General features: G+C 69.5%; 19 protein-coding genes. 3 read left to right on the top strand and 16 right to left on the bottom strand.

What is annotated here, in order from left to right:
• The 12 genes from CAL24_RS10220 to flgB all read right to left on the bottom strand — a co-directional run.
• Window positions 1–1,506, bottom strand: a 1,506-nt coding sequence (locus tag CAL24_RS10220; RefSeq protein ID WP_094806633.1) for a methyl-accepting chemotaxis protein, incomplete at its 3' end; no start/stop codon positions are given.
• A gap of 47 nt (window positions 1,507–1,553) precedes the next feature.
• On the bottom strand, window positions 1,554–2,780 hold the full coding sequence (flgL, locus tag CAL24_RS10215; protein WP_028355547.1) for a flagellar hook-associated protein FlgL: 1,227 nt from the start codon (window positions 2,778–2,780) through the stop codon (window positions 1,554–1,556).
• 36 nt (window positions 2,781–2,816) lie between these two features.
• On the bottom strand, window positions 2,817–4,463 hold the full coding sequence (gene flgK / locus CAL24_RS10210; protein ID WP_094806632.1) for a flagellar hook-associated protein FlgK: 1,647 nt from the start codon (window positions 4,461–4,463) through the stop codon (window positions 2,817–2,819).
• Window positions 4,464–4,532: 69 nt separating this feature from the next.
• Window positions 4,533–5,489, bottom strand: a complete 957-nt coding sequence (flgJ, locus tag CAL24_RS10205; RefSeq protein WP_028355545.1) for a flagellar assembly peptidoglycan hydrolase FlgJ — start codon at window positions 5,487–5,489, stop codon at window positions 4,533–4,535.
• 12 nt (window positions 5,490–5,501) lie between these two features.
• The gene (locus tag CAL24_RS10200; protein WP_028355544.1) at window positions 5,502–6,632 is read right to left on the bottom strand and encodes a flagellar basal body P-ring protein FlgI; all 1,131 of its coding nucleotides are present in this window, start codon (window positions 6,630–6,632) and stop codon (window positions 5,502–5,504) included.
• Window positions 6,633–6,634: 2 nt separating this feature from the next.
• Window positions 6,635–7,324 (bottom strand): flagellar basal body L-ring protein FlgH, encoded by a 690-nt coding sequence (locus tag CAL24_RS10195; protein WP_028355543.1) that lies wholly within the window; start codon window positions 7,322–7,324, stop codon window positions 6,635–6,637.
• Complete coding sequence (gene flgG / locus CAL24_RS10190) at window positions 7,324–8,109, bottom strand: flagellar basal-body rod protein FlgG (protein WP_028355542.1); 786 nt, start codon at window positions 8,107–8,109, stop codon at window positions 7,324–7,326. The genes CAL24_RS10195 and flgG overlap by 1 nt, the downstream gene beginning before the upstream one ends.
• Window positions 8,110–8,166: 57 nt before the next feature.
• Window positions 8,167–8,925 (bottom strand): flagellar basal body rod protein FlgF, encoded by a 759-nt coding sequence (locus CAL24_RS10185; protein WP_028355541.1) that lies wholly within the window; start codon window positions 8,923–8,925, stop codon window positions 8,167–8,169.
• Between the two features lie 28 nt (window positions 8,926–8,953).
• Window positions 8,954–10,192, bottom strand: coding sequence for a flagellar hook protein FlgE (gene flgE, locus CAL24_RS10180; RefSeq protein WP_094806631.1), 1,239 nt, complete (start codon window positions 10,190–10,192; stop codon window positions 8,954–8,956).
• A gap of 77 nt (window positions 10,193–10,269) precedes the next feature.
• Window positions 10,270–10,965, bottom strand: a complete 696-nt coding sequence (locus CAL24_RS10175) for a flagellar hook capping FlgD N-terminal domain-containing protein (protein ID WP_094806630.1) — start codon at window positions 10,963–10,965, stop codon at window positions 10,270–10,272.
• 19 nt (window positions 10,966–10,984) lie between these two features.
• Window positions 10,985–11,404, bottom strand: a complete 420-nt coding sequence (gene flgC / locus CAL24_RS10170) for a flagellar basal body rod protein FlgC (RefSeq protein ID WP_028355538.1) — start codon at window positions 11,402–11,404, stop codon at window positions 10,985–10,987.
• 18 nt (window positions 11,405–11,422) lie between these two features.
• The gene (gene flgB / locus CAL24_RS10165) at window positions 11,423–11,830 is read right to left on the bottom strand and encodes a flagellar basal body rod protein FlgB (RefSeq protein ID WP_028355537.1); all 408 of its coding nucleotides are present in this window, start codon (window positions 11,828–11,830) and stop codon (window positions 11,423–11,425) included.
• A 176-nt stretch (window positions 11,831–12,006) separates the two neighbouring features.
• Here flgB and flgA point away from each other — a divergent pair, with 176 nt between their 5' ends.
• The 3 genes from flgA to CAL24_RS10150 all read left to right on the top strand — a co-directional run bounded on the left by flgA (window position 12,007) and on the right by CAL24_RS10150 (window position 13,633).
• Entirely contained in the window at window positions 12,007–12,711 is a 705-nt protein-coding gene (flgA, locus tag CAL24_RS10160; RefSeq protein WP_038853881.1) for a flagellar basal body P-ring formation chaperone FlgA, read from the top strand.
• Between the two features lie 141 nt (window positions 12,712–12,852).
• Window positions 12,853–13,146, top strand: coding sequence for a flagellar biosynthesis anti-sigma factor FlgM (gene flgM, locus CAL24_RS10155; RefSeq protein ID WP_028355535.1), 294 nt, complete (start codon window positions 12,853–12,855; stop codon window positions 13,144–13,146).
• 10 nt (window positions 13,147–13,156) lie between these two features.
• Window positions 13,157–13,633, top strand: a complete 477-nt coding sequence (locus CAL24_RS10150; protein ID WP_094806629.1) for a flagella synthesis protein FlgN — start codon at window positions 13,157–13,159, stop codon at window positions 13,631–13,633.
• 33 nt (window positions 13,634–13,666) lie between these two features.
• Here the strand turns inward: CAL24_RS10150 and flhF are convergent, their stop codons facing one another.
• The 4 genes from flhF to CAL24_RS10130 all read right to left on the bottom strand — a co-directional run bounded on the left by flhF (window position 13,667) and on the right by CAL24_RS10130 (window position 20,098).
• Window positions 13,667–15,976 (bottom strand): flagellar biosynthesis protein FlhF, encoded by a 2,310-nt coding sequence (gene flhF / locus CAL24_RS10145; RefSeq protein WP_094806628.1) that lies wholly within the window; start codon window positions 15,974–15,976, stop codon window positions 13,667–13,669.
• A complete protein-coding gene (gene flhA, locus CAL24_RS10140; RefSeq protein ID WP_028355532.1) occupies window positions 15,973–18,087 on the bottom strand; it encodes a flagellar biosynthesis protein FlhA in 2,115 nt (704 codons plus the stop codon). Before flhA ends, flhF begins: the two co-directional genes overlap by 4 nt.
• 3 nt (window positions 18,088–18,090) lie before the next feature.
• Window positions 18,091–19,224 (bottom strand): flagellar biosynthesis protein FlhB, encoded by a 1,134-nt coding sequence (gene flhB, locus CAL24_RS10135; RefSeq protein ID WP_028355531.1) that lies wholly within the window; start codon window positions 19,222–19,224, stop codon window positions 18,091–18,093.
• Between the two features lie 109 nt (window positions 19,225–19,333).
• Window positions 19,334–20,098, bottom strand: coding sequence for an IclR family transcriptional regulator (locus CAL24_RS10130; protein ID WP_081760473.1), 765 nt, complete (start codon window positions 20,096–20,098; stop codon window positions 19,334–19,336).
• Window positions 20,099–20,291: the final 193 nt, after the last annotated feature.

The following is a 20,291-nucleotide window of genomic DNA, read 5'->3' as shown; positions in this document are numbered from 1 at the left end:
CGCCTGCTCCTGCAGCGACCCCGCCGCAGCCGCCGCCTCTTCCACCAGCGCCGCGTTCTGCTGCGTCACCTCGTCCATCTGCGACACCGCCCGGTTCACCTGGTCGATCCCGCCCGACTGCTCTTCCGAGGCCGCCGAGATCTCCCCCATGATGTCCGTCACCCGCTTGACCGACGCCACGATCTCCTGCATCGTCGCGCCCGCGCGCTCGACCTGCTGCGAACCGGTGCCCACCTTGCTCACCGAGTCCTCGATCAGCACCTTGATCTCCTTGGCCGCCTGCGCGCTGCGCTGCGCCAGCGAACGCACCTCGCCGGCCACCACCGCGAAGCCCTTGCCCTGCTCGCCCGCCCGCGCCGCCTCCACCGCCGCGTTCAGCGCCAGGATGTTGGTCTGGAACGCGATCCCGTCGATCACCGACACGATCTCGGAAATCTTGCGCGAGCTCGCCGAGATGTCCTCCATCGTGCTCACCACCTCCGAGACCGCCGCGCCGCCGCGCTCGGCCACGTCCGAGGCGCTGGCCGCCAGCTGGTTGGCCTGGCGCGCGTTGTCCGCGTTCTGCTTGACCGTCGAGGCCAGCTCCTCCATCGAGGCCGCCGTCTCTTCCAGCGAGGCCGCCTGCTGCTCGGTGCGGCTGCTCAGGTCCGTGTTGCCCGCCGAGATCTCGCGCGCGCCCACGTTGATCTCGTCGACCCCGCGCCGCACCTGCGACACCGTGCGCGCCAGGTTCTCCTGCATGCGCTTGAGCGCCGCCATCAACTGGCCGATCTCGTTGTTGTTGCGCACCTCCACCCGCGCCGTCAGGTCGCCCGCCGCGATCTTGTCGAAGTGCTGCCCGGCATGGCGCAGCGGACGCAGTACGCCGCGCTGCATGAACGCCCAGCACACCACGGCCAGCACCAGCGACAGCGCCACCATGACGGCCGAGACGCGCTGCGACAGCGTGTAATCGGCGTCGGCCTGCGCCACCAGGTCGTTGGTCCGCGTATCGACATATGCCAGGTACGCGTTCACGGCCTCGTCAAAACGCGCGCCCTGCGTCTGCAGGGCGGCGTTCAGGCCGATGAATCCGCGCACGTCCTGCCGCGCCAGCGCATCCATCTGCCGGCGCGACTGGCCGGCGTAGCCCTGATAGGCCGCCTGCACCGCCGCGGCCTTGTCGGCCAGTTCGCCCTGCCTTTCGATCTTCATGAACGCAGCCATGGTCTGCGACGCCGCTTCGTCGCGGTCGCGCGCCCGGCCCAGGAACTGGCCGGACTCGCGCGACCGGCCTTCCTGCATTTCGATCATGGCGGCGGCGAGATCGAGGCGCGAGCGCTGCAGCAGCGTGTAGGCGCTATACACCGGCACCGCCTGGTACGAGTAGACCGAGTTGACGCGGTCGAGCTTGTCGTTGCTGGAATACATGGCCAGCCAGCCGGCCGCGTTGGAGAACAGCAGCGCCAGCAGGAATGCACCCAGCACCAGGGCCATGCCGGTGCGCACTTTCAAATTGGACAGCATGATAGAGCGTTTCTTCAGATGAATGGCAAAGCGCCGTGACCGGGGCGTTAACGGCCGCGGCTGAACAGACTGGAACCCTGGATGGTCGAGAACGATGCCGCGGCCGCGTCCAGCGCCACCTTGCGCAGCAACAGCTCGGAAGTGACCGAGTACACGTCCACGTCCTCCAGGTTGGAAAGCTGCTTGGTATAGGCCAGGGTGCGCTGCGAGCCCACCGCGTCCAGCGCGTCCAGCTCGTTGAGACGCGCGCCGACCGAGGCCTGCACGGTCAATACGTTGTCCAGGGTCAGCGAGAGCTTCTTGTTGGCGGTGGCCAGCATGTTGTTGATGGCGGCCGCGGCGGCCGGATCGTTTTCGGCGGAGCGGCCCAGGGTGTCGATCAGGTCGTCCAGCGTCTGGAACATGTCCATGTTCGAGTCCTTGGCCGTTGCCACCGTATAGGTGTCGCCCGCGGCGGGCTGGCCGTTCATCTTGACCGTCACGCCGCCCATGTCGATGGTTTCGCCATCGGCATAGGGCACCGGCGCGGCCGGCGGCGTCGATGGCGGCACAGTGTCGGCGGTGTAGTGCAGCACGCCGCCGATGTCCGAGAAGGTGATGGTGAAATCCCGGCCGACATTGTTGCCGGCGCCCGGCGCGCCGAACGACACCGAACTGAATTGGCCCGTGCCGGTATTGGCGCCGTCGGCCTGGATGATGTACGCCATGGAGCCGCTGGCGGCCTTGCCGAAAATATCGGCGATGACATCGCTGCCCGCCATCTGGCGGCTCTGGTCCACCTGGATGATGCGCTGGCCGTTGTCGCCCGCGTAAGTGACGGTCCCGTCGCTGTTGAGCGTGACCGGCTGCGCGAAGCCGTCATGGCCCGAGAACAGGAACTGCCCATTGCCGTCGGTGGAATTGGCCAGCCCGACCAATTGTTCGCGCGAACTCTGCAGCTCGGTCACCAGTGCCTGGCGGTCGGAGTCGCTGAGCGTGCCGCCGGCCTGCACCACGCGCTGCAGGATCGACTGCAGCGTCGTCACGACCGAGCCGAGCGCATTGCTTTCCAGGCCCAGCGATTGTTTGGCCGCATTGCGGTTGGCCGCGTAGGTCGCGTTCATGCTGGAAGTCTGCGACAGGTTGACCGACAGCGACGCGGCCAGCGGATCGTCGGCCGGCGTCAGCACGCGGCGGCCGCTGGCAAGCTGCTCCTGCAGCCGCGACAATGTCGCCTCCTGCTTGAGGATGCCGTTCAGGCCGTTCTGGTAGATCAAAGAAGTGCTCAGGCGCATGGGGAAAGCTCCGGATCCTTGTCAAGCACGCGGCGATCAGCGCAGGCCCAGCAGGGTGTCGAACACCGTGCTCGCCACGTCCAGTATCTTGGCGCTGGCCTGGTACTGTTCCTGGTAGATCGTCAGGTTTACGTATTCTTCGTTCAGGTTGACCCCGGATACCGACAGGTAGGCCGAGGCCTGCTGGGTGATCAAGTTGCCCTGCGCCTCGGTGGCGGTCTTGAGCTGCTGGGTCTGCACGCCCACGTTATTGATCAATTGCGAGAACTGGCAGCTCAGGCTGAGCGTGCCCCCCGCCAGCACCAGCTCGGTCTGCAGCTTGGCCAGCAACAGGCCGTTGGCGCCGTTGGTGCTGCCGCCGCCGGCATCGGCCAGCGCGATCTTGGACGGATCGGTGATCAGCATGCTCAGGTCGCGCGCGGCGTCGCGGGTCGCCTGCAGGGTCCAGGTGTCGCCCGCCATGGGCGTGCCGCCCAGCTCCAGCGACATGCCGTCGAAGGCGATGGTGGGCGGCGTGCCGGTGGGCGTCAAGGTCTGGGTGACGCCGTCCGAACGCCGCGTGACCTGGTACTGCGCGCCGTCGAAAACGATGTCGTAGGCGCTGGCCCGCACCGCGCCGGCGTCGTTGAACGTAGCCGTCAGCGAGCCGTCGCCGGCATTGCCGGCCTTGGGAATCGCGGCCGGGTTGCCCAGGCCGAACATGGCCTGGCCGGGATCGCCGTTGAGGTCCAGGCCTGCCTCGTGCTGGGCATTGAACGCCAACGCCAGGCCTACCGCCAACTGGCCGAGCTGGTCTTGCACGGCATCGAGCGACTCGCTGCGAAAGCGCAGAAAACCCGCCAGCTTGCCGCCCGCCACTTCGGCGTCGTCCAGCTCCACCTGGATGGTCGAACCGGAGCCGGCCGGCAGCGAGTAGGCCAGTGCCATGCGCGTGGGGTCGCTGGCCGATTGCACGGCGGCCAGCGGATACACGGTGGTGCCCGACAGCAGCGTCTGGCCGCTCTGCAGCGTGATGTTCAGGCTGTTGCCCTGCTCGTAATAGCGGATGCCGACGAGCTGGTTCAGCTCCGACAGGGCCAGGTCGCGCTGGTCCAGCAGGTCGTTCGGGGCATGCCCCGATTTTCCCTGCGCCACCACGATCTGCTGGTTCAGGTCATTGATGCGCTCCAGGTAGCTGTTGACCTGCGCCACCGTGGTGGAGATCTGCGTATTCACGCCTTCGCGCAGATTCTGCAGCTCGCGGTAGGCGGTGTTGATCTGGGTCACCAGGGAATTGCTCTTACCGATCAGGTCCTGGCGCACGGCGGGATCGGCCGGCCGGCTGGCGCCGGCATTCAGGCTGGCGAAGAAGCCTTCCAGGGCCGGGGTGATGCCGGCGGTGCGGTCGGCAAAAAGGTTGTTGATCTGCGACAGCTGGTCGTAGTGCGTGCCCAGCTGCGCGCCGGTGCCCTGCGCGCCCACCATCTGGCGGTACAGGAAACTGTCGTACTGCCGCTTGACGGTGTCGACCTGCACGCCGCGGCCGAAGAAGCCCTGTCCGGTGGCCATGGCGCCCGCCGTCGAGGTCATCACCCGCTGGCGGCTGTAGCCCGCGTTGGCCGCATTGTTGATGTTGTGGCTGGTCACTTCCAGCCCGGCCTGGGAGGCGTTGAGCCCGGTGAGCGCCAAGTTGTACAGATTCATGCTGCCGATATCCCGTAGAAAACCGCATCCGGTCCAGATACCGGGTTAACGGCAGGCGCGCCCGCGGATTTAGCGCGCATCGGAAAAAACCCCGGCGCCGCGGCCGCGCAGCTGCCCCATGACGGCGATCAGCTTCTCCGCATAGGCGGGGTCGGTGGCATAGCCGGCATCCTGGATGCGGCGGGCGGCCTCGATCTCGTCGCGCGCCTCGGTCACCGCGGCATAGCGGGGGCTGCCGCCGATCAGGCGCGCATAATCGGCGAACGACTCTTCATACGACGCATACGCGCGGAACGGCTGCACCACCTTGCGGGCCACGCCGTCCTGGTATTCGGTGGTCAGGACCTCGACCACCTTGCCGTCCCAGCCGGCGCCGGCCTTGATGCCGAACAGGTTGTAGCTGGTGCTGCCGTCCTCGAACTTGAGCTCGCGCCGGCCCCACCCCGACTCCAGGGCCGCCTGGCCCAGGATCAGGCGGGCCGGCAAGCCGCTTTGCCGGGCGGCGGCCTGCGCCGGGCCGGCCATCCGGGCGACGAAGTCGGCCACGTGCGGCGGTGCGCCTGCGGCGGCGGCCGGCGCCCGGTCGCGCGCGCGGCTGTCGCGCAGCGCGTCCAGCAGCGCGGCGACCTGGCGCGACGGCTCCGGCGGCGCCGCGGCTTGTCCGGCGGCCGGCGCGGCGGCGCCCTCCAGCGCCGCGTCCATCCCGCCGTCGTGCCGCATCTGGCGCAGCAGCGCCTGGGCCAGCCCCACGCCGGGGTCGGCGAGCTGCAATGCCAGTTGCTCGTCCGCCATGGCGCGCAGCATCTGGCTCTGCTCGGAGTCGAACAGGCCGCTCTTCGGCACGGCTTCGCGCATGCGCTTGAGCATCATCTGCAGGAACAGCGCCTCGACCTGGGTGGCTACCTGCTGCCGGGCCGCGCCGTCGCGCGGGTCGGCCGCCACGCCGCGCCGGATGTCGGCCAGCCGGCCCAGGTCGAATACCGATTGCTGGACCCCGGGGCGCGGCGTATAGCTGACGAATGCCATTGCCTGGCCCGCCTAGATGATCTCGAGCTCGGCGCGCAGCGCGCCGGCCGACTTCATGGCCTGCAGGATGGCCAGCAAGTCCTGCGGCGTCGCGCCCAGCGCATTGAGCGCCTTGACCACGTCGGCCAGGTTCGCGCTGGTGCGCAGGCGGTGCAGCGCGCCATCGTCCTGCCGCACTTCGATCTGCGTATTGGGCACCACCACCGTCTGCCCGCCGCCGAACGGCGTGTCGGGCTGCGACACCATGGCCTGGCGGTTGATGATGACCGACAGATTGCCGTGGGCGACCGCGGCCTCCTCGATCATCACTGTCTGGTTCATGACCACCGAGCCGGTGCGGGCGTTGATGATGACCTTGGCGGTGGCCGGCGCGCGGCGCACCTGCAGGTTCTCGACCTTGGCCAGGAACGCCGCCTGCGCCGCCGGCTCGAGCGGCCCTCTCACCTGCACCACCCGGCCGTCCACGGCCTGCGCAGTGCCGGCGCCGAACTGGCGGTTCAGCGCGGCCACCACGTTCTGCGTCGTGCCGAAATCGGTGACGTCCATCTCCAGGTAGATGGTGCCGTCCTGCGCGAAGCTGGTCGGCACGGCACGCTCGACCACCGCGCCGTCGTTGATGCGGCCGCCGTTGAGCTGGTTGATCTGCACGCTGGAGCCGCCGGCCGACGCTCCGGCGCCGCCGACCAGGATATTGCCCTGCGCGATGGCGTATACCTGGCTGTCGGCTCCCTTGAGCGGGGTCATCAGCAAGGTGCCACCGCGCAGGCTCTTGGCATTGCCCATGGAGGACACCACCACGTCGAGCCGCTGGCCCGGGCGGGCGAACGCCGGCAGCGTGGCGGTCACCATGACCGCCGCGACGTTCTTGAGCTGCATATTGCTGCCGGGCGGCACGGTGATGCCCAGCTGCGACAGCATGTTGGTCAGGCTCTGCTGGGTAAAGGGAGTCTGCCGCACCTGGTCGCCGCTGCCGTCCAGGCCGACCACCAGGCCGTAGCCGATCAGCGGGTTGCCGCGCACACCCTGTATCGAGGCCAGGTCCTTGATGCGTTCGGCTTGCGCCGGCGCGGCCACCAGCGCGGCGGCCGCGACAACCTGGCCCAGCCGGCGCAACAGCGCAAAGAAACGATGCGAGGAGCTCATGATCAGAACGGCGAAGCGATCAGGAAGAAGCGCTGCAGCCAGCCCATGGTCTGCACTTCGTCCATGACGCCCTTGCTGCGGTATTCGATGCGGGCATCGGCCACCTGGGTGGACGAGACGGAATTGGCGCCGGTGATCGAACGCGGGTCGACCACCCCCGAGAAGCGCACATACTCGCTGCCCCGGTTGATGGCGATCTGCTTTTCGCCGGCCACCTGCAGGTTGCCGTTGGGCAGCACGCCGATCACCGTCGTGGTGATGGTGCCCGTGAAGGTGTTGTTGGCGCGCGAGTCGCCCCTGCCGGCGGATTCGTTGGCGCCGGACAGGTCGCTGTCCAGCTTGGCATTGGCCCAGCTGTCCATGAAGCCGGGCGCGGCGGCCACGGTCAGGCCGGCGCTGCCGCTGCGTTCGGTGGTAGTGGCGACATTCTTGGCGGCGTTGGTCTTCTCGTTCAGCACGATGGTGACGATGTCGCCGACGTTGCGCGGCCGGCGGTCTTCGAACAGCGGGTAGTTGCCATACACGCGCGGCTGGTAGATGGAGCCATTGGGCTGCGCCGACGGCGGCGGCGGCGCGGGCGGCGGAGCCGTCACCGGCCCGGTCACGATGGGCTCGGGAGGGATCATCGCGCAACCCGCGACGGCCGCCGCCAGCAGCGCGGCGCCCGACAGACGCAACAAGGACATGGGCATCACAGCTGGGTCAGGCGGGCCAGCATCTCATCCGAGGTCTTGACAGCCTTGCTGTTCATCTCGTACGCGCGCTGCGTGGTGATCATGTTGACCAGTTCCTCGGCCACATTGACGTTCGAGGTCTCCACATACTGCTGCAGGATCGAGCCGGCGCCGTCGATGCCCGGCTCCAGGACGTTGGCCGGGCCGGACGAATCGGTCTCCAGGTAGAGGTTCTCGCCGATGCTCTGCAGCCCCGGCGGATTGATGAAAGTGGCCAGCTGCAGCTGGCCGATCTCCACATTGACGCCCGCCGCGCCCGGCTGGGTGACGGAGACGGTCCCGTCCTTGCCGATGGTCAGCGACAGCGCGTTGTCGGGCACGTTGATGGGCGGCTGGATCACATAGCCGCCGGCGGTGGTCAGCTGGCCGTTCTGGTCCAGCTGCAAGGCGCCGTCGCGCGTATAGGCCGGCGTGCCGTCGGGCAGCTCGACCTCGAGGAAGCCCTTGCCTTCGATCGCGATGTCCAGCTCGCCGCCGGTGTTGTTCATGTTCCCTTGCGAGAACACCCGCTCGGTGGACGCGACCCGCACGCCCGTGCCCAGCTGCAGGCCGGTCGGCAACTGGTTGCCGTCGCCCACCTGGGCGCCCGGCTGGCGCAGCGTCTGGTACATCAGGTCCTGGAATACTGCCCGGCCGCGCTTGAAGCCGTTGGTCTGGACGTTGGCCAGGTTGTTGGAAATCACGTCCATGGAAGTCTGCTGGCCTTCCAGTCCCGTCTTGGCGATCCACAGCGAACGCATCATGATGAAAACTCCTGGCGCGGCGCGGAATCGCTCCGCCCGGCGCGAAAAAACAAGGGATCAGCCAACCGACAACAGTCCGTTGGCGCGCTCGGCGTTCTTGTCCGCCTCGCTGATGACCTGCATCTGCATCTCGAAACGGCGGGCGTTCTCGATCATGCCCACCATGGCCTTGACCGGACTGACATTGCTGCCTTCCAGCACGCCCGGCGTGACGCGCAGCGCGGGATCGGCGGGCAGCGGCGGCGCCGGCTGGCCGTCGGCCTGGGCCAGCCGGAACACGCCGTCGTCGCCGCGCTGCAATGCCTGCTCGGGCGGGCTGACCAGCTTCAGGCGCCCCAGATTCAGGATATTGTTGGGCGGATCGCCGGCGCCGACGGCCGTGATGGTGCCGTCGCTCGCGATGGTCAGCGTGGCCAGTTCCGGCACATCGATCACGCCGTTCTGGTCCGACAGCACTGGCTGCCCCTGGGCGGTCTGCAGCAGGCCGTCCACGCCCACGCGCAGGTCCCCCGCGCGGGTATAGGCTTCGCCCTGCGGCGTCTGGATCGCCAGCCAGCCGGGGCCGGCGATCGCCACGTCGAGCGCGCGGCCGGTGGTCTGCATGTTGCCCAGCGCGAAATTGCTGCCCGGCGTGGCGGTCACCGACGACACGCGGGTGGGCAGCGAAGTGCCGTCCAGCACCGGCACCGACCGGTACAGCGCGACCTGCTCGCGGAAACCGGGGGTGCTGACATTGGCCATGTTGTTGCTCAGCGCGGCTTGATGCTCGCCGATCCGCGCCGCGCCGCTCATGGCGGTATAGATGATTCGATCCATGCCTGCTCCGTGCCCGTCGGGTTGCGCGTCAGCGCATGTTCATCAGCACCTGCATGACTTCGTCCTGGGTCTTGATGGTCTGCGCATTGGCCTGGTAGGTGCGTTGCGCGACGATCATGTTGACCAGTTCCTTGCTCATGTCCACGTTGGACGCCTCGAGCGCCTGCCCCACCACGGTGGCCAGGCCATTGGTGCCCGGCTGGCCGAGCAGCGGCTGGCCCGATTCGGCGGTCTCGATCCAGGCGTTGTTGCCCACCGGCTGCAAGCCCTGCACATTGTTGAAATTGGCCAGCGCCAGCGTGCCGATGACGGCCGTCTCGCCATTGGTGTAGTTGGCCAGCAGGCTGCCGTCCTTGCCGATCGACAGCCCCGAGAACTCGCCGCTGGAAAAGCCGTTCTGGGTGATCTTGGGCGAGAAGGCGCTGCCGTACTGGGTGACGCCCTCGTAGCTCATCGTGATGGCCAGCGGCTCGGCCGGCGAGGTGGCGCCGCCCGGGTCGGCGAAGCTCAGGGCCACCGAGGGCGGCGTGGTCAACAGGCGGCCGGCCGAGTCGAAGCTCAGCTGGGCGGTGGTCGTCCAGGTGCCGCCGGCATTGTCGGTGGGCGCCATGGGCTCGCCGTCCAGCGTGTAGTAGACGTCGTAGACGCTCTGCCCGCCCACCGCTTCGCGCTTGACGAAGTACTGGGTCAGCTGGTGCGCATTGCCCAGCGAGTCGTACACGGTGGTCGGCACCGAATCGGTGTAGGTCGAGGCCAGGGTCGGGTCGAACGGCGTCGCCACCGGGTCGATCGGATCCGCATTGGCGTTCAGGTTGGTCTGCAGGCCGGCGGTGGTGGTGGCATTCGGCGCGATATTGCCCTGCGGCAGGCGCAGGTCGACCGGCGCCGCGCCGACCGCGCCGGCGGCGTAGCCGGTCAGGCGATAGCCCTGCGCATTGACCAGGTAGAAATCCTTGTCGACCAGGAATTCGCCGTTGCGCGAGTAGTACACGCCGCCGCTCGAATCGGTGAGCCGGAAGAAGCCCTTGGGCCCGTCGATCGCGATGTCGTATTCGCCGCCAGTGGCGGTGACGTTGCCCACCGTGAATCGCTGGTTGATGGCGCTGACCTTGACCCCCAGGCCCACGCGCGAGCTGGCGTAGACGTCCGCGAACGATGCCGAGGCGGACTTGAAGCCCACCGTGCCGGAGTTGGCGATGTTGTTGCCGATGACGTCCAGGTTCTGCGCCGCGGCGTTCAGGCCGCTCAATCCTTGTCCGAAGCCCATGTTTTCTCTCGATGGTCTCTGTGAATGTCCAATCAATGGCCGGCGCGCCGGCCGCGAATATCGCCCGGGGCCGGCGCCTAGGCGCCGATCACCTTGCGCACGTCCAGCATGCTGATCTGCCCGGCCAGCCCGAGGTCGAGGCGCAGGCCGTCGGTGGAGTACGAGACGCTGTTGACCTTGCCGTAGGTCAGCGCCTCGGACGACACCAGCTTGCCGTCGGCGTCCTGCGCGCTGACGGACACGGTGTACTTGCCGTCGGTCAACGCCTGCCCGCCGTCGTTGGTGCCGTCCCAGTCCAGTGTCAGGACGCCGGTTTCCTGCGCGCCCAGCTCGAACGTGCGGACCACCGCGCCGGAGCCGTCCATGATCTTGACGGTGACCTTGGCGGCGTCGCCCTGCAGGTCGATGCCGAAGGGCGTGGCCACCCGCTGCGACGGGTCCGCCGCGTCAGTGCCCAGCGAGATCTTGTTGCCGGGGATCAGCACTCCCTTGCCGATCATCGCCACCGCGTTCATCGACTGCGACACATCGATCTGCCCGCTGATGGCCAGCAGGGTGTTCTTCAGGTTGGTAATGCCCTCGACAGTGGAAATCTGCGCCAGCTGGGACGTCAGCTCGGCGTTCTCCATGGGGTTGAGGGGATCCTGGTTCTTGAGCTGGGTCACCAGCAGCGTCAGGAAGCGGTCTTGCAGGCTTTGCGCGCTGCTGGCGGAATTGACGCCGCTTTGCGCCAGCGCCATCGCGGTAGGGTCGATATTGTTGACGGTGGTCATCCGGGGCTCCGTGCCGATATCACGACTGACCGATGGTCAGCGTCTTCATCATCAGTTGTTTGGCCGTATTCAGGACTTCCACGTTCGCCTGGTAGGAACGCGAGGCGGCGATCATGTTGACGGTCTCGGCCACCGGATCGACGTTGGGCATGGTCACATACCCCTGCGCGTCGGCCAGCGGATGGGCCGGGTCGTAGATGAGCTTGGGCGGCGACGGGTCCTGTACCACGCCGGCCACGCGCACGCCGCCGATCTCCTGCCCGTAGGACTGGCCGGCCGGCGGGTCGACCTGGAAAACCACCTGGCGCGCCCGGTACGGCTGCCCGTCCGGCCCCACCGCGCTGTCGGCATTGGCCAGGTTGCTGGCCGAGACGTTCATGCGCTGCGACTGGGCGCGCAACGCCGATCCGGCGATATCGAAGATGCTGGTCAAAGACATGGCGGAACCTGTAGTGGGTTATTCCTGGATGGCCGACATCATCGAGCGGATGCGGCCGGACAGCATTTGCAGGCTGCTCTGGTAGTGCAGCGTGTTGTCGGCGAACTGCACCCGCTCGACGTCCATGTCCACGGTGTTGCCATCCACGCTGGGCTGATACGGCAGCCGGTACTGCAGCTCCACCGGAGCCGGGCTCACCGCCCGGCCAGGAATGTGGCGCGCCGAGGTCAGCGCCAGCTGGGTGTCGGGCAGGCGCATGCGCGTCTCCAGGGCGTCCTGCATGGCGGCCCGGAAATCGAAATCGCGCGCCTTGTAGCCCGGCGTGTCGGCGTTGGCGATATTCGAGGAGAGCACTTCCTGGCGCTGGGCGCGCAGCGCGATCGACTGCTGGAAGAAGCGGAAATCCTCGTTGAGCCTGTCTAGCATCCTTGGAGCATCCTGCGGCAATGTGTGGGCCGACCAGGGCGGCGGCGCGCCGCCCGGCTTTTTGCATGACGGCATCTTAGGGGCGGCGCCGTCCACACAATCAACCAAACAACCCGTCATTTCCGATGCAATTCGGCTCTTGGGCGATGCCGCCCGCTTCTAAAATGCATGGCATCATGCAAACGCTCCCGCGCGCCCTCTTCGCGCTGGCGGTGTCCGTCGCGGCGCTGTGGCCGCGCGTCGCGCCGGCAGCGGCCAGCCAAGCCGACACCGCCGCGATCGCCCGCGTCGCGCAGGATTACCTGCGCGGGCAACTGGCGGCGCTGCCGGGTACGCCGGCCATCACGCTCGATCCCATCGACGCCGCGCGCCATCCGGCGTGCGCCGAGCTGCTGCCGTTCCTGCCTTCGGCGCTGCGGCCGCGCGCGCGCATGACCGTGGGCGTGCGCTGCGCCGCCCCGCAATCATGGACGCTATACGTGCAGGCGACGGTCAGCGTGCCGGGCCAGTATTACGTGGCCGCCCGCCCGATCCCGGCCGGCCAGGCCCTGCGGCCGGACGACCTGGCGGCCCGCGAAGGCGACCTGGTGACGCTGCCGCGCGGCGTCATGCTGGATGCGCAAGCCATCGTGGGCATGCGCGCCCGCTCGCGGATTGCCGCCGGCCAGACCATCCGCGCCTCTGCGCTGCGCAGCGCCGAGGCCGTTACCCGCGGCCAGCAGGTGCGGATCACGGCGCAGGGCCGCGGTTTCGTGGTCAGCGGCGAAGGCGAGGCGCTCGACGATGCGCCGCCCGGGGCGGCGGTGCAGGTCCGCACGCCGTCGGGCCAGATCGTCAGCGGCATTGTCCGCAGCGCCACCCTGGTGGAAGTCACCCTATAAAATGGGGCAGTATCCGGCCCGCATGTCGCAGGAACGCGCCCCGCGCAGCAGGGCTAAAGTTCGGCGCGGCGCCGCCGTTATCGCTACAAGAGCCGGAATCCTGCGACACGCCTGCCGGCGCAATGCCTTGCGGAGAACATATTGAAGATCGCTTCCCCCTCTTCCCGGCCGTTCGGCGCCGAAGCGCTGGGTGGGCGGACCGAGCCCGCCGGCGCCGCGACGCCGGCCGCGGCGGGCCAGCCGGGCGTGCGCAGCGCCGAAGTGGCGTTGAGCCCGGCGTCGCGCCAGCTGCTCGCCCTGCAATCCGGCGCCAACGACATCGACGTCGAGCGCGTGGCTGCCATCCGGGATGCCATCGCCTCCGGGCAGCTGCGCATCGATGCCGGCCGCATCGCCGACGGCCTGATCGCCAGCGCCCGCGACCTGCTCAAATAAGCAACCCGACATGACCACGCCCGCCGACCTGCTGGCCTGCCTGGCCGACGAAGATGCCCTGATACAAGAGTTCGCCGCGGCTCTCGACGCCGAAGCCGGCGCGCTCGCCGACCGGGCCGCGGTCGGACGCCTGCCGGCCCTGACCCAGCACAAGGAAGCCCTGTCGCGCCAACTGGTCGCCTTGAGCGAGCGGCGCGATGCGCTGCTGGACCAGCTGGGCCTGCCGGCCGGCCACCCGGGCACCGAGCAGGCCGCCCGCCGCCACCCCGAACTGGCCGCGCCCTGGCAGGCGCTGCTGGCGCATGCCGAGATCGCGCGCGAACGCAATGCCCGCAACCACGCGCTGGTGGAAGTCAGCCTGCGCGCCACGCAGCAGTCACTGGACGCGCTGCGCGAACTGGGCGGCCAGGCGAACGCCGGCACCTACGACGCCCAGGGCCGCGGCGCCCGGGCCGGCTACGGCGGCCGCAGCATCGTCGCCGCCTGACCGGACACGCCCCGCCCCGGCGGCGCGCTGCATTCAGGCGGCCATTTCCAGCATCGCGAACAAGCGCAGCACCGCGGCCGGCAATTTGCCGGCGGTAAGGCGCCGGCCTTGCACCAGCGCGCCTCGCAGCGGCGCCTCCATGGCCAGCGCGGCCGGCGCATGCGCCAGCTGCCAGCAGGCGGCGCCCAGTTGGGCGGCCAGCATGACCCGGACGGCGGGATCGGCGGCGCCCGCTTCCTGCGGCAGCGCCTGCCAGGCTTGCGCCATGGCGCGGAACGCGCGGCGCGCCCGCTCCTGCCATGCCACCCAGCGCGCCAGCGTGGCGGCGTCGGCCTCGCTGGCGGACAAGCTGGTCAAGCCGAACAACTGGCGCGGCGCCGCGCGCCCGGGTTCGGCCACGCGCGCGCAGATCAGCCGCAGCGCGACGGGCGCGCCGCCGCGGCGCGGCACCGCCACCTCCGTGCCGGACGCCCAGATCTCCGCCTCGCCGGCAGCCCCTGCCTGCCCTGGCGGCGGCGCCAGCACGCCGTTCGCGGCCGGCAGCCGGCCGGCGGGCACGTAACCGAGCATCTTGCCGACGGCATTCAGCGTGACGGGGCAATCATCGTGCAGCACGCGCAGCCCGCCGGCGCTGCGCGCCAGCCAGGCCGTGCCGGCCGGCAACGCATGCCAGGGCGGGCCATCGGTCGCGTCCAGAAGGTGCACCAGCGGCACGCCGGACAGGCCCGTCGCCAGGGCCGCCGCGCGCGCCACCGCCGCGGCGCCCCGCGCGCCGGCACGCGACGGCATGCCGGCCGCCGCCGCCACATCCGCGGGCCAATGCAGCCCGCATTCGGCCGCGCCCAGGACAGCCCCGCGGTCGCTCAGCATCAGTCCCGCCTGCAGGCTGGCGCCGCGCGAGCGCACACCGCCCAGCGCAGCTTCGCCATGCAGCGCCAGCAGGTAGCGGTCGCAACTGGCCGCGAAAGCGCTCCGCACGGCGGCCAGCGGCGTGGCGGGTGGGCATGGCGCGTCCGCCGCGCCGCTGTGCCGGCGCCATGCGGCGCGCGCCTGGACGCAGGCCGGATCGTTCTCGAACCATGCCAGCGCGTCGGCCAGCGCGGCGCCGGCGCGGCCGCAATCGCCGGGCGACAGGGCCGCGGCGAGCCAGTGCCGCCGCCGCTGCGCGGCCTGATCCGCGGCGGCCGGCCCGCTGGCGCGCCACAAGGTCGCCATGTCGGCCTCGCTGGGCGCATACAGCGCGCGCGTGCGCGCCTGCGCGGCAAAGGCGCGATCGACCAGTTCGTCGGCGCGCGCCACGGCCAGGTCTTCCGGCACCTTCTGCCCCACCGACACATAATGGATCGGCAGGCGATGCCGGATCGCCGTGTCGAGCGCCGGTCCCAGGCGCACCGCCTCATCCAGCTTGGTGATGATGCAGCCGGCCACGTCCTCGCCCGCGCCATGGCGGTAGGCATGCGCGACCTCGTCCAGCGTGTCTCCCTGGCTGGCGGCGTTGATCACCAGCAGGCGCCGGACCGGGCGGCCGGCGCCGCACAGCAGCGCGGCCTGTGCCGCGACCTTGCGGTCGCGCTGGCTGATCCCGGTGGTGTCGACCAGCACGATCTTGCGGGCGCCCAGTTCGGCCAGCGCGCTGCGCAGCTCCGCCAGATCGCGCACCGACCGAGCCGGGATTCCCATCAGGCGGCCATAGATCTGCAACTGCTCGAGCGCGCCGATCCGGAAATTGTCGGTGGTCAGCATGGCCACCTGCTCGCGGCCTTCGCGGGCCACGCAGCGCGCCGCCAGCTTGGCCAGCGTGGTGGTCTTGCCGACGCCGGTCGGGCCCACCAGCGCATAGACACCGCCCTCGGCCAGCAGTTCGTCTTCCGAGGCCAGTACCGGCAGGTGCGTCACCAGTTCGTTGCGGGCCCAGGCCTGCGCCGCGCGCGCGTCCAGGCTGGCCGGCAGGCGTTCCAGCATGGCCCGCGCCAGGCGCGCGCTGAAGCCGATGTCCAGCAGCGTGCGGAACAACCCCGCCCGCAGCGGTTCGCGTCCCGGCCCTGCGGCGCCGCCCCACAGCAAGCCGTCCAGGCGGCTCTCGAGCGTGCCGCGCAAGGCGCCGATGGCCGCTTCCAGGCCGGCCGCGGCGTGCTCGGCAGCCGGCACGGCCGGCGCGCCGATGGCGGCCACGGCGCGCGCCGGCGCCGCGGCGGCCGCCGGCGGCTCTTCCAGCGTGGCCAGCACCTCCACGCCGTCAGGCACGCTGCGATTGGCGACGATCAGCGCGTCCGGCCCCAGGGCTTCGCGCACCTGCCGCAGCACGTCACGGCTGCTGGCGCCGACGAACCGGCTTATCTTCATGCGCCCGCACCGATCAGGGCCGTCACGCGCAGCATGCGCTCATCCGGGATCTCGGCATTGGACAGAACCCCCAGTTGCGGCAGATGATGGCGCAGGAAACGCGCCAGCGGCGCGCGCAGCGGCGGCGACACCACCAGCACCGGCGCGTTGCCCTGCGCCTCCTGGCGGGCCACGCTGGCCTGCGCCTCGCGCAGCAGCGTTTCCGCCAGCCCCGGCTCCAGCCCGCCACTGGTGGTCAGCGCCTGCGTCAGCACCCGCTCCAGCTTGACGTCCAGCCCGAGGACCCGCAGTTCGCCGTCGCCCGGGAACCACTGCTGCGTAATGGCACGGCCCAGCGCGCGGCGCGTCAGCGCGATCAATTCGGCGATGTCGGGCTGCCCGCCGGCGCCCGGGGCCTGCGCGGCCAGGCGCGGCGCATGCTCGGACAGCGTATCGACGATGGAGCGCATGTCGCGGATCGGCACTTCCTCGTCCAGCAGGCCCTGCAGCACCTTCTGCAGCGTGGTGAGCGACAGGGTCTTGGGCACCAGGTCCTCCACCAGCTTGGGCGCCTCCGCGCCGATACGGTCCAGCAGTTGCTGCGTTTCCTGCCGGCCCAGCAGGCTGGCGCCGTGCCGGTGCATCATGTGGTTCAGGTGCGTGGCCACCACCGTGCTGGCGTCGACCACGGTATAGCCGGCCACCTGCGCGGCATCGCGCTGGCCGCTGTTGATCCACAGCGCCGGCAGGCCGAACGCCGGGTCGGTCGTGGCCGTGCCCTGGATCTGGCCGGTCACGCCGCCCGGGTCGATGGCCAGCCATTGGCCGGGCATCGCCATGCCGCGGCCGATTTCCACGCCGGACAGCAGGATGCGATAGTCGTTGGGCTTGAGTTCGAGATTGTCGCGGATGTGCACCACGGGCGGCAGGAAGCCGACGTCCTGGGCGAATTTCTTGCGCAGGCTGCGGATGCGGTGCAGCAGTTCGCCGTTCTGCGCGTGGTCCACCAGCGGGATCAGGCGATAGCCGACCTCCAGCCCGAGCGGGTCCACCATCGATACATCTTCCCAGCTCGCTTCGGCGGCCGCCGCCAGGGCCTGCGCGGCGGCCTGCGAAGGCTGCTGGCGGGCGCCGCGCGCCGCCTCGCGGGCCCGCCGCTGCAGCGCCCAGCCGGTCCCCGCCAGGATCGCCGCCAGGGTCAGGAAAGCCACATGGGGCATGTTGGGAATCAGGCCCATGATGCCAATGATGGCGGCCGTCAGGTACAGCACGCTGGGGTTGGAGAACAGCTGCGCCAGGATCTGCTGGCCGACGTCCTGGTCGGTGGCCACGCGCGACACCACCACGCCGGCGGCGGTCGAGATCACCAGCGCCGGGATCTGCGCCACCAGGCCGTCGCCGATGGTCAACAGCGTATAGGTGCGGGCCGCGTCGCCCATGGACATGTCGTGCTGCGCCATGCCCACCACCAGCCCGCCCAGCACGTTGATGATCATGATGAGCAGGCCGGCAATGGCGTCGCCGCGCACGAACTTGCTGGCGCCGTCCATCGAGCCGAAGAAGTCCGATTCCTGGGCGACCTCGGCGCGCCGCCGGCGGGCCTCTTCCTCGCCGATCAGGCCGGCATTGAGGTCGGCGTCGATGGCCATCTGCTTGCCCGGCATCGCGTCGAGCGTGAAGCGTGCGCCCACCTCGGCGATGCGCCCGGCGCCCTTGGTGATGACGATGAAATTGATAATGGTGAGGATCACGAAGACGATGATCCCGACCGCGAAATTGCCGCCCACCAGGAAGTGGCCGAACGCCTCGATCACCTTGCCGGCCGCGTCCGGGCCGGTATGGCCATGCAGCAGCACCACGCGGGTCGAAGCCACGTTCAGCGACAGGCGCAGCAGCGTGGCGAACAGCAGCACGGCGGGGAATGCCGCGAAATCGAGCGGCCGGCGCGTGAACATCGCCACCAGCAGGATCATCACCGACAGGGCGATATTGAAGGTGAACAGCAGGTCCAGCAGGAAGGTGGGCAATGGCAGCACCATCATGCCCAGCACCAGGACGATCAGTACCGGCCCCGCCAGCAGGCGGGCGTTGGCCGCGCCCTGGGTCTTCAAAGCGTATAGCAATTGGCTCATGCGTCAGGTTCCTTGGGGGTCCAGTTCCGCGGGCACCGCCAGCGCGACCGGCGCCGGCGGCTCGGCGCCCCATCCGGCGCGCCAGCTGCGCAACTGGAAGACCCAGGCCAGCACCTCGGCCACGGCGGTGTACAGCGCCGCGGGAATCTCCTGGCCCAGTTCGACATGCCGATACAGCGCGCGCGCCAGCGGCGGCGCTTCCAGCAGGGGCACGCGATGCTCGGCGGCCAGCGCGCGGATCCGGGCGGCCACCAGGCCCGCGCCCTTGGCCACCACGCGCGGCGCGGCCTGGCCCTCGGCGTAGCGCAGCGCCACCGCATAGTGCGTGGGGTTGGTCACCACCACATCGGCGCGCGGCACCTCGGTCATCATGCGGCGCCGCGCCATGGCGCGCTGCTGCTGGCGGATGCGCGCCTTGATGTGCGGATCGCCCTCGCTTTCCTTGTGTTCCTGGCGCACGTCCTCCTTGGACATGCGCAGCTTCTTCAGGTGGCTCCAGATCTGCCACGGCACGTCCAGCATGACGATGACGGCCAGCGACGCCACGATCAGCGCGCAGCACAGCGCCACCAGCGTCAGGGCCCGCACCAGCGCCTCGGTCGGCGCCGCATGCATCAGGGCCAGCATGTCGTCCTGGTGCGTGGCCAGAACGGCCGCCGCGACGCCGCCCACCAGCAGCGCCTTGGCGATCGCCTTGAAGAGTTCCACCGCCGTTTGCGCCGACACCATGCGCTTGAGGCCGGCCAGCGGGCTGAGCTTGGAGAGATCCGGCAGCAGCGGCTTGGACGAGAACACGAAACCGCCCAGCAGCACGCTGGCGAGCACCGCCACTGCCAGCAGGACGCCGAAGACCGGCAGCACCACCCACAGCGCCTGGCCGGCGCCGTCGACCGCCTGCGCCACCATAGCGCCGGTATCGCGGCCGACCCGCGCATCGAATCCCAGCCCGGCGCGCAGCACGCCGGCCAGGCCGCGATACAGCAGCGAGCCGCTTAGCCACAGGCCGCCGACGCCGGCAGCCAGCAACATGAAGGTGCCCAGCTCGCGCGAGCGCGCGATCTGCCCCTCCTCGCGCGCCTTTTCCAGGCGCCGGGGAGAGGCGGCTTCGGTTTTTTCCAGATCGCTTTCGTCGGCCATGCTCGGGATGTCGTCCGCCGCCCGCGCGTGTCGCGATACGGGCGGCCCGGCGAGATTCTAGGGGCGCGGCCGGCCGGGCGATCACCCAAGAAACAGGGGGAAAGCGGCGCTATTCGCCGGCCCTGCCCCCCTCGCCCTGAGTGGCGCCCGCGAGCAGGCTGTTGAGCTTGCCCGCGGCGGCCTGCAAGGGAGGGAGCAACCGCTGGATATCGAAACGCGTGGCGGGCATCACCAGGGACAGCGCCGCCACGCACTTGCCGAGCCGATTCAGCACCGGCACGGCCAGCGCGAGGATGCCGGGAATCTCGAGGCCGCTGGACACGGCATAGCCCTGGGCCACGACATCGGCCATCACCCCGGGGTCGGGCAAGGCCGCGCCCTGGTCCCGCAGGTACTGTTGCATCGCCGGCTCGGCGTAGGCGGACAGCACCCGGCCCGAAGCACTGATCTCGAGCGAAAAAGTCGTGCCTACGTGGACGTCGGCCCGCAGCATTCCCTTGGCCTCGACGCGCTTGGCCAACACGACCTGCGCCCCGCTGATCACCGCCAGCGAAGCAGTCTCGCCGGAGGCATAGACCAGTTCCTGGAGCACGGCGGTGGCGCGTTCGCCCAGGCTGGCCTGGTCAAACGCCGCCTCGCCGACTCGCGCCGCGTGCAGTGTGAGCCGGTAGGCGCCGTCTTCATCGACTTCCACCCAACCGGCTTCGATCAGCGTGACCAGCCGCTGATACACCGTCGCCCGGTTCCCGCCCTGGGCGGCGACGAGTTCAGCCAGCTTCAGCGGGCGGTCCGACGCGCCCAGCAAATCCAGGACTGCCAGCGTCTTCAATACCGAACTCAGCGCGCGAACGCCACTGCCACTCCGTTCTGCCATGGCCCTTGATGCTTCCTCTATATGGGGCGCCCATCCTAAGGCATCGGATTTTCACTGTAAACCGACCCAATTGATGCGGGTTTTCCCGGCCTAGGGATTTCCCGCGAAACGACGGCGACTTGATTTACGCCAAAGCGCGAACCCGATAGTATTCTATTTGAATCATCATGATTCTATTAGAAGACAAATAGAT

The sequence above is a fragment of the Bordetella genomosp. 2 genome (genome assembly GCF_002261345.1).
Classification (GTDB): domain Bacteria; phylum Pseudomonadota; class Gammaproteobacteria; order Burkholderiales; family Burkholderiaceae_B; genus Bordetella_A.
The sequence above is the reverse complement of the archived record's forward strand: the minus strand, read 5'-3'. Positions and strand labels throughout refer to the sequence as shown.